The organism is Mycobacterium sp. NGS51, assembly GCF_059812525.1.
In genome coordinates this window covers 1-14547 of record NZ_JCALCV010000020.1, presented here as the reverse complement: position 1 = coordinate 14547, position 14547 = coordinate 1, and the positions used below count along the sequence as shown (strand labels likewise).

Annotated in this window: 12 protein-coding genes; 10 read left to right on the top strand and 2 right to left on the bottom strand. The window is 65.1% G+C overall.

Annotated features, from left to right (window positions below; all coding sequences use genetic code 11):
* The first annotated feature begins 13 nt into the window (after positions 1 to 13).
* The 10 genes from AC5Y5W_RS20830 (at position 14) to AC5Y5W_RS20785 (ending at position 12343) form a co-directional block, all read left to right on the top strand.
* Complete coding sequence (locus AC5Y5W_RS20830) at positions 14 to 1555, top strand: flavin-containing monooxygenase (RefSeq protein ID WP_500011501.1); 1542 nt, start codon at positions 14 to 16, stop codon at positions 1553 to 1555.
* Positions 1552 to 2478 carry an SDR family NAD(P)-dependent oxidoreductase gene (locus AC5Y5W_RS20825; protein WP_500011342.1) on the top strand — a complete coding sequence of 309 codons (927 nt, stop codon included), beginning with the start codon at positions 1552 to 1554 and terminating at the stop codon, positions 2476 to 2478. Before AC5Y5W_RS20830 ends, AC5Y5W_RS20825 begins: the two co-directional genes overlap by 4 nt.
* Before the next feature lie 226 nt (positions 2479 to 2704).
* On the top strand, positions 2705 to 3421 hold the full coding sequence (locus tag AC5Y5W_RS20820; protein ID WP_419866431.1) for an MlaE family ABC transporter permease: 717 nt from the start codon (positions 2705 to 2707) through the stop codon (positions 3419 to 3421).
* A 1-nt stretch (position 3422) separates the two neighbouring features.
* Complete coding sequence (locus AC5Y5W_RS20815; protein ID WP_500011340.1) at positions 3423 to 4292, top strand: ABC transporter permease; 870 nt, start codon at positions 3423 to 3425, stop codon at positions 4290 to 4292.
* 5 nt (positions 4293 to 4297) lie between these two features.
* Positions 4298 to 5515 carry an MCE family protein gene (locus tag AC5Y5W_RS20810; protein ID WP_500011339.1) on the top strand — a complete coding sequence of 406 codons (1218 nt, stop codon included), beginning with the start codon at positions 4298 to 4300 and terminating at the stop codon, positions 5513 to 5515.
* Positions 5512 to 6552, top strand: a complete 1041-nt coding sequence (locus AC5Y5W_RS20805; protein WP_500011337.1) for a virulence factor Mce family protein — start codon at positions 5512 to 5514, stop codon at positions 6550 to 6552. The genes AC5Y5W_RS20810 and AC5Y5W_RS20805 overlap by 4 nt, the downstream gene beginning before the upstream one ends.
* On the top strand, positions 6549 to 8087 hold the full coding sequence (locus tag AC5Y5W_RS20800) for a virulence factor Mce family protein (RefSeq protein WP_500011335.1): 1539 nt from the start codon (positions 6549 to 6551) through the stop codon (positions 8085 to 8087). The genes AC5Y5W_RS20805 and AC5Y5W_RS20800 overlap by 4 nt, the downstream gene beginning before the upstream one ends.
* The gene (locus tag AC5Y5W_RS20795; protein WP_500011333.1) at positions 8084 to 9649 is read left to right on the top strand and encodes a virulence factor Mce family protein; all 1566 of its coding nucleotides are present in this window, start codon (positions 8084 to 8086) and stop codon (positions 9647 to 9649) included. Before AC5Y5W_RS20800 ends, AC5Y5W_RS20795 begins: the two co-directional genes overlap by 4 nt.
* 65 nt (positions 9650 to 9714) lie before the next feature.
* Positions 9715 to 10791 (top strand): virulence factor Mce family protein, encoded by a 1077-nt coding sequence (locus tag AC5Y5W_RS20790; RefSeq protein ID WP_500011500.1) that lies wholly within the window; start codon positions 9715 to 9717, stop codon positions 10789 to 10791.
* Positions 10792 to 10795: 4 nt separating this feature from the next.
* Positions 10796 to 12343, top strand: coding sequence for an MCE family protein (locus tag AC5Y5W_RS20785; RefSeq protein ID WP_500011331.1), 1548 nt, complete (start codon positions 10796 to 10798; stop codon positions 12341 to 12343).
* Between the two features lie 11 nt (positions 12344 to 12354).
* On the opposite strand, the gene AC5Y5W_RS20780 is transcribed toward AC5Y5W_RS20785, so the two are convergent.
* Both AC5Y5W_RS20780 and AC5Y5W_RS20775 read right to left on the bottom strand, forming a co-directional pair.
* Complete coding sequence (locus tag AC5Y5W_RS20780) at positions 12355 to 14217, bottom strand: GMC family oxidoreductase N-terminal domain-containing protein (RefSeq protein ID WP_500011330.1); 1863 nt, start codon at positions 14215 to 14217, stop codon at positions 12355 to 12357.
* Positions 14214 to 14540, bottom strand: a complete 327-nt coding sequence (locus AC5Y5W_RS20775; RefSeq protein WP_500011329.1) for a hypothetical protein — start codon at positions 14538 to 14540, stop codon at positions 14214 to 14216. The genes AC5Y5W_RS20780 and AC5Y5W_RS20775 overlap by 4 nt, the downstream gene beginning before the upstream one ends.
* Between the last annotated feature and the right edge of the window lie 7 nt (positions 14541 to 14547).

The window sequence follows — 14547 nt, the reverse complement described above, 5'->3', positions numbered from 1 at the left end:
CGCATTGAGCACACTGCTCGACACCGCGCAGGCCGCCGCTGCCGAGCGGGTATCTCCCGACCACGAGGTTGTCGTGGTGGGAGCCGGGTTCGGCGGGATCGGTGCCGCAATCGCATTGCAGCGGCAGGGAATTCACGACTTTCTCATCATCGACAAGTGGGATCAGGTCGGCGGTACCTGGTATGCCAACACCTATCCCGGGGTGGCCGTGGATATTCCGTCGTTCATCTACAGCTTCTCCTATGAGCAGCGTGGCGGTTGGTCCCGGGTCTTCGCTCCGGGATCGGAACTGCGTGGCTACGCCGACGACATGGTGGACAAGTACGGGCTGCGGGACAAACTACGGCTGAGTACGACGGTTGCCGCCGCGACGTTCGATGAACGCCACAGCATGTGGCGACTGGCCACCGACGGCGGCGGCGAGGTCACCGGCCGGTATCTGGTGCTGGCGGTCGGCGGACTGGAGCGCCCGAAGATGCCCGACATCGCGGGGCTTCGCGACTTCGGCGGCACGCTCATGCACACCGCCCTGTGGGACCACGACGTCGCACTGGCCGGTAAGCGGGTCGCGATCATCGGCACCGGCGCGACCGCGCTGCAGGTGGTGCCGGCTATCGCCGACGAGGTCGAGCATCTGACGGTCTTCCAGCGGACACCGATCTGGGTATTTCCCAGATTCGACATGGAAATGAATCCGGTCAGCCGATGGATCATGGAACGCAAGCCGATCCGGTCGGCGGTCCGGCTGGTCGGAACTGTCGGGACCGAAGTCGCCATGAGCGGGGTGTGGATGGGGCCGCGGTGGCTGACGGAGACCGGCCGCCGGGTGCTCGAGGTTTCGACCCGACGCTGGATGTGCAGCCAGGTCGACGATCCGGTGATCCGGGAGAAGCTGATTCCGCGATACGGATTGGGATGCAAGCGACCGTCGATGTCGAATGACTATCTGCGATCGTTCAACCGTCGCGATGTCAGCCTGGTCAGCAACACCATCGAATGCGTCACCGCAAGCGGGGTGCGGACCGTCGGCGGGGTCGAGCATCCGGTCGACGTGCTGATCTGCGCGACCGGATTCAAGCTGTGGGACAAGGGCGCGGTTCCGCCGTTTCCCGTCGTCGGCCGGCACGGGCTAGAGCTCGGAGCATTCTGGGACGAGCAAAGATACCAGTCCTATCAAGGGGTTTCGGTGCCCGGCTTTCCGAACGCCTTCGCGATCACCGGCCCCTACGGCTTCGTGCTCGGCTCGTATCTGTGGATGATCGAGGCGACGTCGGCGCACCTGAGCCGGGCGATCGCGGAGGCGAAACGCCGCAAGGCGACGGTATGCGAAATCCGCCGGGAGGTCCACGAGGAGTACTTCCGCAAATGCCTCAAACGGCAGCAGAAGAACTTTCTGTTCACCCCGGTCTGCGCCGGCTCCAACACCTACTACCTGGACAACAAGGGTGATTCGCCGTTCAGGCCGTCGACTCACGGTGAGATGTACTGGCAGAACCGCCATTACGACATCGACGTCTATCGCTACAGCGCAGGCCCCGCACAGGAGCGCGCGTGAAAATCAACAGATTGCGACCCCGCCTCGTCGTCGTCACTGGTGCGGGAAGCGGGATCGGGCGGGCGACGGCGATGAAATTCGCCAAGCTCGGCGCCCATGTGGTGGCCTCTGACATCGACTCGGATGCGGCCGCTGCCACCGCCGCGATCATTCGGGGCAACGGGCACCGAGCCTCAGCGGCACGGCTTGACGTCACCGACCCCGACGAGTGGGAGTCGTTCGGCGCCGCGGTGCGCGCTGATCATGGTTGCGCCGACGTGCTGGTCAACAATGCGGGCATGCTCGTCGGTGGTCCGTTTCTGGAGCTGAGCCCCGTCGACTGGGACCGTCAACTGAGTGTGAACCTGATGGGCGTGGTTCATGGTTGCCGCGTCTTCGGCGCGCAGATGATCGAGCGCGGCGCCGGTGGGCACATCGTCAATATCGCCTCCGCGGCAGCTTTCACTCCCACCCCGGTCATGTCGGCGTACTCGGTGTCCAAAGCGGGTGTGAAGATGCTGACCGAATGCCTGCGGCTTGAACTCGGACCCAAAGGCATTGGGGTCAGTGCCATCTGCCCCGGAGTGATCAACACCAATATCGGCGAGAACGCAGTCACCGTCGGTGTCGACCAAAAGCTCATCGAGCAAGGCAGGGAGATCACGCGGCGTCTCCAAGAACTCGGCGAGAAGCTTCCGTTCGCGCCGATGAGCCCGAACCTGGTCGCAGCGGCGGCGGTGCGCGCGGTGCGATTCGACCTCGCGGTTGTGCCGGTTCGTACCGAGGCCTGGCTCGGTTACTTCATGCTGCGCATCGCGCCGGGCGTCAATCGCCGTATGGCACAGCCGTTCTCGGTGGACACCTTGCAACGACTGGGGAAGCGACTGTTGAAGACGTCGGGCGCTGCTGGGCTCGAGTCAGCGATCGTGAACAAGCGCCTTTAGCAATTCGGTTGCCACTAGTTGCGACCGGCATGTCCGCCCATCGCCGCCATGACACGGCTACACGTCCTTGCACGGTTCTGAGGGTTCCCGCGGTTAAAGTTAATGCCTGTTTCTCGGGCTGCACGGTGAGGAGCCAGCGGTGACGACGTTGACGGAGACACGGCTCGCCGAATACGTTCGCGACCAACTTCAGCCACCGCTCGCGACGGTCGGCGGCTTCGCCCGGATGTGCGTGCTGACCGGAAAGGCGCTGTTCCGTACGTCCTTTCAGTGGCAGGAATTCATCCTGCAGTGCTGGTTCATCATGCGGGTCTCGTTGCTGCCCACCATCGCGGTCGCGATCCCGTTGACCGTGCTTGTTGTATTCACGCTCAATACGCTGCTGGCCGCGTTCGGTGCCGCCGACGTTTCCGGGGCAGGAGCGGCGCTAGGCGCGGTCACCCAACTAGGGCCGCTGACCACGGTATTGGTCATCGCGGGCGCTGGGTCGACGGCCATCTGCGCCGACCTGGGCGCCCGCACCATCCGTGAGGAGATCGACGCGATGGAGGTCCTCGGCATCGACCCCATCCCCCGGCTGGTGGCACCGCGGGTCGTCGCGGCCACCGTCGTCGCCACCCTGCTCAACGGCACCGTCATCACCATCGGGCTAGTGGGCGGCTTCGTGTTCGGCGTTCACATCCAAAATGTCTCGGGCGGCGCGTATCTAGCCACCCTGACCCTGGTCACCGGGCTGCCCGAGGTGGTCATCGCGACGATCAAGGCCGCGGTATTCGGACTGATCGCCGGTCTGGTTGGCTGCTATCGCGGGCTGACCACCAAAGGAGGCCCCAAGGGCGTCGGCATCGCCGTCAACGAAACCCTGGTGTTGTGCGTTCTCGCGCTGTTCGCAGTCAACGTGGTGCTGACCACGATCGGCGTGCGGTTCGGGACGGGACGCTGAGATGTCAACGATCGCCGTTGTGCGGGCCCGCTTCCCGCGGGCGACCACCAATGTCAATCGTTACGTCGGCAGTGTCGGGCGAGGATTGGACCAGGCCGGGCAGCTGGCCCGGTTCGCGGCGAACAGCAGCTGGTCGATTGGCTTGGCGCTGCGCCGCTATCGCACGGAGACGCTGCGGCTGATTGCCCAGATCGGTATGGGCACCGGTGCCATGGCCGTCATCGGCGGCACCGTCTCGATCATCGGTTTCACCACGCTGTCCGGCGGGTCGCTGATCGCCATCCAGGGCTTCGCCTCGCTGGGCAACATTGGCGTGGAGGCGTTCACCGGATTCTTCGCCGCCCTAGTCAACGTACGTGTCGTGACCGCCTTGGTGACTGGCGTCGCGTTGGCGGCGACCGTCGGCGCCGGCGCCACCGCCGAGTTGGGTGCCATGCGTATCAGCGAGGAGATCGACGCTCTTGAGGTGATGGGCATCAAGTCGGTTGCGTTCCTGGCATCCACCCGGATCCTGGCCGGACTGGTAGTGGTCATCCCGCTGTATGCGATGGCACTGGTGATGTCGTTCCTCGCGGGGCAAACCGTGACGACGTTGTTCTACGGGCAGTCGGTGGGCACCTACGAGCACTACTTCCGGACATTCCTGCGCACCGAGGACGTGTTTTGGTCGGGCGCGCAGGTCATCGTCATGGCGGTGGTGGTGATGATCACCCACTGCTACTACGGCTATAACGCCAGTGGCGGTCCAGTCGGGGTGGGCGAGGCGGTCGGCCGATCGATGCGGTTCTCGCTTGTCTCGACGGTGCTCGTTGTCCTGCTCACGTCGATGGCGCTCTATGGCGTCGATCCGAACTTCAACCTCACGGTGTAGTCGACATGACCATCCCGATCAAGGAACGCAAGCCGCGCACCTGGCCGGACAAGCTGGCCGGCGTGGGGTTATTACTGGCCTGCGCCTTGGTGCTTGGGCTGACCTACGGGCAATTCCGTGGCGACTTCACCTCCACGACACGGTTGACGATGCTGGCCGCGCGGGCCGGACTGGTGATGGACAAGGGAGCGAAGGTCACCTATAACGGCGTCGAGGTCGGCCGGGTCGCTGAGATTTCCGAGGTTGACCGGGACGGTAGGCCGGCGGCCAAGTTGGCGCTCGATGTGGATCCGAAATACGTGAAGCTGATTCCGGCCAACGTCGACGCCAAAATTCAGGCCACCACGGTGTTCGGCAACAAATACGTTTCGTTCACCGCGCCCGAAGACCCGTCCCCCCAGTCGATCTCGCCGGGGGACGTCATCAACGCCATGTCGGTGACCACCGAATTCAACACGTTGTTCGAAACACTGATGGAGCTTTCCGAGCAAGTCGATCCGATCAAGGTGAACCTGACGCTGAGCGCGGCTGCGGAGGCGCTGAGTGGATTGGGCAAGAAGTTCGGGGCGTCGATCGTCAACGGCAACGCCATCCTCGACGACGTGAATGCGCGGATGCCGACGATCCGTCACGACATTCGGCAAGTCGCGGCTCTGACGGAGACCTACGCCAACGCGGCGCCCGATCTCGTTGACTTCATCAACAATGCGCTCACCACGGCGCACACGTTCAATGCACAACAAGACGATCTGGACGCCGCGCTACTGGCAGCGATCGGCTTCGGCAACACCGCCGGCGACGTCTTCGAACGGGCCGCGCCGTATCTGGAACGCGTTATCGGCGATCTCGTTCCGACGACCCGGCTGCTCGACACTCACAGCCCCGCACTGTTCTGCACGATCCGCAATATCTCAAATCTCGTTCCCAAGATCACCGAGTTGGAGAGCGGTAACCAGTACTCCGCGGCGCTCGGGGTGGCAATCACGGGTGCCGAGAACCCCTACGTGTATCCCGACAATTTGCCGCGGGCCAATGCCAGAGGCGGGCCAGGCGGCGCACCGGGCTGCTGGCAACCGATCACCCGCGATCTGTGGCCGGCGCCGTATCTGGTGATGGACACCGGCATCAGCATCGCGCCTTACAACCACTTCGAACTCAACCAGCCCCTCGCCATCGAATATGTGTGGGGACGCCAGTACGGGGAGAACACGATCAACCCATGAGAATCACCGGTCCGGTTATCCGGTTGGCCGCCATCGCGTCGGTGCAGTTGCTGTTCACCGCCATCATCGTGGTGGTTTTCGGTCAGATCCGGTTTGACCGGACCGACAACTATTCCGCGGAATTCAGCAGTGCCAGCGGATTACGCGCCGGCCAGTTCGTCCGGGCGTCGGGCGTTGAAGTCGGCAAGGTCAAAAAAGTGGACTTGATCGACGACGACCAGCGGATACTGGTCGTTTTCAGCGTCGAGCGCTCAGTGCAGCTGTACGAGTCGACCACGGCACAGATCCGTTACCAGGATCTGATCGGCAACCGCTATCTGGAACTTGGCCGCGGCGAGGGCGAGGCAGCGAACAAAGTTCTGCCTCCGGGCGGATTCATCCCGCTGGCGCGCACTCAGCCGGCGCTGGATCTCGACGCACTGATCGGCGGGTTCAAGCCGCTGTTTCGGGCGTTGAACCCGCAGAAGGTCAACGACATCGCCTCGTCGATCATCACTGTGTTTCAGGGGCAGGGCGGAACCATCAACGACATTCTCGATCAGACCGCCGAGCTGGCTTCGCATCTGGCCGAGCGCGACCAGGCGATCGGCGAAGTGATCACCAACCTGAACACACTGCTGGACACCACGGTTCGGCATCGGCAGGAGTTCGACCAAACCGTGGACAATATCGAGACATTGGTCACCGGCTTGAAAAACCGGGCCGACCCGCTGGCCGCCGGTATGGCACACATCAGCCGCGCAGCCGGAACCGTGGCCGACCTGCTGGCCGACAACCGGGACCTGGTGCGCAGCGCCGTGAGCCACTTGGAGACTGTCGCTGCGCCGCTCGTCGACAACCGCGGCCAAATCGGGGATCTGCTGTCGCAGTCACCGAAAGCCTTCAATCTGGTTGGCCGCACCGGCGGTCTCTACGGTGACTTCTTCAATTTCTACCTGTGCGACCTGTCGATCCGGCTCAACGGACTGCAACCGGGCGGTCCGGTACGCACCGTTCGGCTCTTCCAACAGCCGACAGGCAGGTGCACGTTGCAATGAGAACGCTGGAACCTGCCAACCGGGTACGCGTCGGGGCGATGGCGATCGTCACGGCAGCCCTCGTTGTCGGTGTGGGGCAGAGCTTTAGCAGTGTTCCGATGCTGTTTGCGCAACCGAGCTACTACGCGCAGTTCAGCGACACCGGCGGCCTGTCCAAGGGCGACACCGTTCGCATCGCCGGTAAGGACGTCGGCACCGTGCAAAGCGTCGCCATCGACGGCAACCACATCGTGATGAAATTCTCGACGGGCACCCACACCATCGGGACCGAGAGCCGGTTGGCGATCAAGACCGAAACCGTTCTGGGCAAGAAGGTGCTCGAGGTCCAACCGCGAGGCTCGGAAAAACTACGCCCGAACGACGTGCTGCCGCTGGGGCAAAGCACCACGCCCTACCAGATCTACGACGCGTTCTTCGACGTCACCAAGGCCGCCGCCGGCTGGGACATCGACACGGTCAAAAGGTCACTGAATGTGTTGTCCCAGACCGTGAGCCAGACCTCTCCGCACCTGAGCGCCGCCCTGGACGGGGTGGCCAAGTTTTCGGACACCCTCGGTAAACGAGACGACCAGATCAAGCACCTGCTGACCTCGGCCAGGAAAGTAGCCGGTGTCCTGGGGGACCGTGGCGAACAGATCAACGCGCTGCTGGTCAACGCGCGGGCGTTGCTGGCGGCTTTCAACCAGCGGGACCGCGACATCAATGCGCTGCTGGGCAACGTCGCGGCGTTCTCCGGGCAGGTGCAGGGACTGATCAACGACAACCCGAACCTCAATCACCTTCTTGAGCAACTACGCTCGGTGACCGACGTACTGGTCGAGCACAAAAACGACCTTGTCTCCGTGTTGACGAGCTTGCAAAAGTTCACCGCGTCGCTGAGCGAGGCCGTCAGTTCGGGGCCGTACTTCAAAGTCATGGTGGCCAACCTGCTGCCGTATCAAATTCTGCAGCCGTGGGTGGATGCGGCATTCAAGAAGCGCGGCCTCGATCCCGAGGACTTCTGGCGCAGTGCGGGTCTGCCGGCGTTCCGGTTCCCCGACCCCAACGGCACCCGGTTCCCCAATGGTGCGCCGCCGCCCGCACCGCCAGTGCTGGAAGGCACCCCGGGTCATCCGGGACCGGCGGTGGCGCCGGGGTCACCCTGCTCGTACACGCCGGCACCCGAATTGCTTCCGCGCCCGGGCAATCCGATGCCATGTGCGGGCATCGACCAAGAGCAAGGCCCGTTCGGACCCAATGGGCCCTACCCGGCGTTGCCCGACGTGTTGTCGTCGCCGCCCGACCCCAAGGGCCTGCCCCCGACGCCGGGCATCCCGAGCGGGGGGCGGCAAGGTATTGCGCCGCCCGACGTTCCGGGCACGCCGGTGCCGTTGCCGCCCGCGCCGCATGGAGCGCGCACAGAGCCAGTAGGGCCGGCCCCGCTACCCGGGGCGCCGCCTCCGCTGCCTCCGGGACCGCCGTCGCCACCGGGACCAGGCCCACAGTTGCCGGCCCCGTTCATCACGCCCGACGGGACGGGAGGTAGCAGCCAATGAGCACCATCTTCGATATCCGAAAACTCCAGCTGCCCAGACTTTCACGGGCGACGATCATCATCGGTTCGCTCGTGGTGGTGCTGGGCCTGGTCGCGACGGTCGCAGGCTGGCAGCTCTACCACCGGCTGACCAACAACACCGTCGTTGCCTACTTTCCGGCGGCGAATGCGCTTTATGTCGGCGACAAGGTTCAGATCATGGGCGTGCGGGTGGGCGCCATCGATGCGATCGAGCCGACCGGCGACAAGATGAAAGTCACCTTTCACTACCAAAACAAATACAAGGTGCCCGCCGACGCCTCGGCGGCGATTCTCAACCCCACACTGGTGGCGTCGCGCGCCATCCAATTGGAGCCGCCCTACGACGGTGGTCCGGTGATGGGCGACAACGCCGTAATCCCCATCGAACGTACCCAAGTGCCGGTCGAGTGGGACGACCTGCGCAACCAGGTCACCAACATCATCGACAAATTGGGCCCCACCCCCGAACAGCCCAAGGGCCCGTTCGGCGACGTCATCGAGTCGTTCGCCGACGGGTTGGCGGGCAAGGGCAAGCAGCTCAACACCACGCTGGATGGACTGTCGACGGCGCTGACCGCGCTCAACGAGGGCCGCGGGGACTTCTTTGCGGTGGCGCGCAGCCTGGCATTGTTCGTCAACGCGCTGCACCGAAACGACCAGCAGTTCGTCGAACTGAACCAACAACTCGCACACTTCAGCGATATCTTCACCAGTTCGGATCAGGCGGTGGCCCGCGCGATACAGCAGACCGACGACCTGTTGTCGACCGGGCAGAAGTTCTTGTCCGAGAACCGTGAAGTGCTGACCCACGACCTCAACAACCTTGGTGAGGTGACCACCGCCATCGTGCAGCCGACGCCGATCGACGGTTTGGAGACCGGGCTCCATGTGCTGCCCCACATGGCCGCCAATGTCCTCGGGATCTACGAGCCGGCGCACGGCGGATTGACCGGGGTGCCGGCGCTGGTCAACTTCGCCAACCCAATGCAGTTCATCTGCAGCATGATTCAGGCCGGTAGCCGCCTGGGGTATCAGGATTCGGCCGAACTCTGCGCCCAATATCTGGCGCCGGTCCTGGATGCGATCAAATTCAACTACGTCCCGTTCGGGATCAATCTGGCCACGACCGCCGATACGTTGCCCAAGAACATTGCGTACTCAGAGGAGCGGCTCCGGCCGCCGCCCGGTTACAAGGACACCACGGTGCCCGGGATTTTTTCCCCGGATACTCCGTGGTCGCATCGTAATTCCGAGCCGGGCTGGGTCGTCGCGCCCGGCATGCAAGGAGTTGAGGTGTCGCCCGCCACCGCGAGCTTGCTGACACCGGAGTCGTTGGCAGAGCTCATGGGCGGCCCGGACATCACGGCGCCACCGCCGCGCCAGAACATGGCCGGGCCACCGGATGCTTACAACGAAAACAGCCCGCTGCCTCCGCCCTGGTATCCGCAACCGCTGCCGTCACCGGCACCGGCGCCGGGTCCACCGGCCGATGCTCCGCTCGGTGCCGCCGAGGCACCCGGACCGGCAGGCCCGGGCTCGTGAGGTGCGCGGTACGCGCTGTGCGCCGGCGGGTTTGGCAAGCCGTGGCGCTGCTGGCGGCAACCGTGATGCTGACGTCGTGTACGAGCTGGCGGGGTATCGCCAATGTGCCGTTGCCCGGCGGGCCGGGCAGCGGACCCGGTTCCTACACCATCTATGTGCAGATGCCGGACACCTTGGCGCTCAACGGCAACAGCCGGGTTCTGGTCGCCGACGTCTTCGTCGGGACTGTGCGGGCAATCGAACTGAAGAACTGGATCGCCACGCTGACACTGGATTTGGACAAGGGCATCCGGCTGCCGAAGAACGCCACCGCAAAGATCGGCCAGACCAGCCTGCTGGGTTCTCAGCACGTGGAATTGGCCGCACCGCAGGACCCGTCGCCGCAACTGCTGCATAACGGCGACACGATCCCGCTGAAACACTCATCGGCGTATCCCTCCATCGAACGGACATTGGCCAGCGTGGCTATGGTGTTGCGCGGCGGCGGCATCCCGAACCTGGAGGTCGTCCAGGATGAGGTCAACAACATCCTGACCGGACGGGCCGGTCAGATCCGTGACTTCCTGCACAAGCTGGACACCTTCACCCGTCAACTCAACCAGCAGCGTGACGACATCACTCGTGCCATTGACTCCACCAACCGGCTGTTGTCCTACCTGGCCGGGCGGACGGATGTACTGGATCGAGCGCTCAGCGAATTGCCGCCACTGGTCAAGCATTTCGCCGACGAGCACAACCGGTTCGTCGAAGCGATCGATGCGGTGGGACGCATCAGCGCCGTCACGGATCGGACGCTGTCGGCCTCGCAGGACAACCTCCACCAAGACCTGCAACTACTGCAGCGACCGCTCAAGCAACTCGGCCGCTCCTCGCCCTATCTGGTGGAGTCGCTGAAGCTCCTGCTTTCCCCACCGTTCACCCTCGATGCCTTACCCAAAATCGTGCGCGGCGACTACATCAACGTTTCCGGGGCGCTGGACCTGACGCTGAGCACCATCGACAACGCTGCCCTCACCGGCACCGGATTCTCCGGGGCACTGCGTGCCCTCGAGCAGTCCTGGGGTCGCGATCCCGCCACGATGATTCCCGACATCCGATACACCCCCAACCCGGCCGATGCGCCGGTGGAGCGAGGGGAATGACGCGATGTTGACTCGGATGATCCGCGGCCAGTTGATCGTGTTCACTGTTTTGACCGTGGTGGCGCTGGTTGTGCTCGGCTGGTATTACCTGCGTATCCCGAGCCAGGTCGGCATCGGCCAGTACACCCTGACCGCCGAGTTGCCGGCTTCAGGCGGTCTGTACCGGACCTCCAACGTGACCTACGGGGGAATTCAGATCGGCAAGGTCACCAAGGTCGAGCCGACGAAGAAGGGCGCCCGAGCCACGCTCAGCATCGACAATCGCTACCGGATTCCGATCGACGCGTCCGCCAATGTGCATTCGGTGTCGGCGATCGGCGAGCAGTATTTGGATCTGGTCTCGACGGGAAATCCGGGCAAGTTCTTCTCGCCGGGGCAGACCATCACCAAGAGCACCGTTCCCAGCGAGATCGGGCCCGCCCTGGACGCCGCCAACCGCGGACTGTCGGTGCTGCCCAAGGAAAAGATCGGATCCCTGCTCGACGAGGGAGCCCAAGCCGTAGGGGGATTGGGGCCGTCGTTGCAACGACTCGTCGACTCCACCCAGGCCATCGTCGGCGACTTCAAGGCCAATCTTTCCGACATCGACGACATCATTGGCCACTCGGCACCGATCCTGGACAGCCAGGTCAACTCGGCGGATGAGATCGAACGTTGGTCCCACAACCTGGATGTCGTGGGCGTCCAGATCGCCGAGAAGGACCAAAACGTGAAAAGCATTCTGCGCCAAGCCGCGCCGACTGCCGATCAGGTCAACGCGGTGTTCGGCGATGTACGCGAGGCGTTGCCGCAGACCCTGGCTAACCTAGCCATCGTTACCGACATGCTCAAGCGGTACAACAAGAACCTCGAGCAGCTGCTGGTGTTTTTGCCGGAGGTCGCGTCCATCGCGCAGACGGCGGTTGCCGGGTCGCCGGGGTCGGTGATCATGGACTTCAACCTGTCGATCAACAATCCGCCGCCGTGCCTGACCGGCTTCATCCCCGCATCGGAGTGGCGTTCTCCGGCGGACACCAGCATTGCGCCGTTGCCGACCGGGACCTACTGCAAGATTCCACAAGACGCGCCGGCCAACGCCGTGCGCGGCGCACGCAACCTGCCGTGCGTCGACGTTCCCGGAAAGCGAAGGGCCACACCGCGGGAGTGCCGCGATGACAAGCCGTATGTTCCGTTGGGCACCAACCCGTGGTACGGCGACCCCAACCAGATCCTCAACTGCCCGGCACCCGGCGCACGCTGTGATCAGCCGGTCAACCCCGGGCAGGTGATACCGGCGCCCTCAATCAACAACGGCCTCAATCCGGCTCCCGCCGACCGGCTTCCGGGGCCGACTCCTCCGCGCAGTGATCCACTGCAACGCCCGGGAACGGGCACCGTGCAATGCAATGGGCAGCAGCCCAACCCGTGTGTCTACACCCCGGCCAGTCCGACGGCGATCTACAGCCCGTCCAGCGGTGAAGTGATGGGTCCGGACGGCGTGACGTGGGCGGTGCACAACTCAGCCGAAACCGGAGACGACGGCTGGAAGGCCATGCTCGCGCCAGCCGGCTGAGCCGATCCGGCTCAGGCAGCGACGATTTCGTCGGCGACCGCCAACGCCAGCGCCATGATCGACACCTGTGGGTTGACCTCCGGACAGCTGGGCAGGATCGAGGCGTCAACGACCCAAACCCCGTCGACGCCGCGCAGCCGGCCCGTCTCGTCCACCGGACAGCGCTGTTCGTCGGCGCCGGCAGCGGCGGTACCGGTGGGATGGAAGGCAGCCAGGTGCAGGCTTTTTGGGTTCGTCCGCCGTAGCAGGCTCTGCAGCGCAGACAGCGAGGACACCGTCGGCGCACCGGGCAAGCCGGTGAGCACCTCGACGGCGCCGGCGGCGAACAGCAACCTGCCGATGGCTTCCAGCGCGGTGATCAGCTTAGCCGTGTCGTCCGGGCTGATGTCGTAGCGCACGAGTGTCTGCCCGCGCGGCGAGTAGACCCGGCCCACGCCGCGGTCGGCGATCATCGCCCCGAACGTGGCTACCTGCGGCGCCCGCTCCAGCCACCCCAGCAGCTCGGCGCCGTAGCCGGGAAACACCATCGACCCCATGCCCGGCGGAGTCGACGTCGCTTCGATCAACACGCCGTGCGTGGCGTGCAGTTCGTCGACCGCGGCGCTTTGCAGGACGCCACGCCATGCCACGATCTCGTCGTCGAAGTAGCCGGCCAGCATGGCGGCCGGATGCAGCGCGAGGTTTCGGCCGAGCCGCGGATGACCGCCAAGGCCGCTGCGCCGCAACACTCCCGGCGTTTCGGTCGCCCCGGCAGCAACGACGACGATGTCGGCGAGCACGTCAACGGCAGTGCCGTCCGGGCGCCGGGCCCGGACGCCGCGGGCGCGACCGCTCGAGTGCAGTATCCGCTCGACGCGGGCATCCGACACGATCCGCGCGCCGTGCGCGCAGGCTTGCGGCAACGCGTTGAGGTGCACACCGAACTTGGCGTTGCGCGGACAGCCGATCGCGCATTGGCAGCACGCATCGCAGCCCGGCGCGTTGCGGGGAATCGGCGCCGCTTGCCAGCCCAGCGCCGCGGCCCCGTCGAGCAGTAGCCGGCCGTTGCGTCCCATGATCTCCAACGGCACGGGCGCCACCTGTAACGTCTGCTCGACGTCGTCGAGGTGGCCGGCCAGCCGTTCCGGATCGGCCAGCCGCAAACCGAACTCGTCGCGCCAGCGCCGCTGAACGGGCAGCGGGGGCCGATAACAGGTGCCGGAGTTGACGACCGTGGTGCCGCCCACCGCCCGCCCGATCGGCAGCACCACGGTCGGGCGTCCCAGCGCCAGCGTGGCACCCCCACCGCGATACAGCCCGGCGTAGCGGTCGATCGGGTGCATGTCGCGAAATTCGTTGACGCTCCATCGCCGTCCCTCTTCGAGCACAACGGTGTTAATCCCGGCGCGGGCCAGCGTGCGGGCCGCCATGGCACCGCCTGCCCCGGAGCCCACCACCACCGCATCGGCGTGGATCACCGACGGCGCCGCAGTCGACGCGGTGATCGTCAGCGCCGCGTCGGGGCGGGCCACGTCGTGCTCGGTGCCGCGATGCAGCAACTCCGCGGCGTAGCTGTCGGCGCCATTGGCGAGCAGCACGATGGCTTTGAGCCCCTCGACTGCCGCGCCGGCATCGGGACTGAGTGTGGCGACTCGGCGCAGCACTGCAGTGCGCCGCTCCGGGGTGAGTCGGGACAGCGACCGGCCCGTGGTGAGATAGCCTGCCGCGGCAAGGGATAGCAGCCCCGCCCGTAGCGCACGCCGGGATGTCACCGGCAGCTGCGTGACGTAGCGGTCGACGCGTTCGACCAGCTGCGCCGGTGACGGGCCGCCGCTTTCCGGCGGAAGAAGCGCCGCCCCGAACGAGGCGGTCGCCCGTTCGGCGAGCCGAGTCATACTCGCCCGAGCCGGCGGCCGAGCTTGAGAAAGAACGGGTAGGTGGCAAAGATGCCGGCTGCCAGCGCATGCATCGGCCAATTCAGCTGCTGGGTGCGCACGCCGAAAACCCCGCTGTTCCACATGAAGTCGCGCCCGTTCTGCGCCCGGAACGGCCGCCACAGCAGGCTCAGCCCCGGCACGTTGTTGTACAGCCCGAACGAGCCGCCGAAGAACACCCCGAGCGTGGCGGCCTCGGCGGCGTCACGCTGTTCAGCGGGCAGACCGCGTTCGATGAGCACACCGGAAGCGACCAGCATCGGTGGGTCGAGCAGAAAACTCATCACGGAA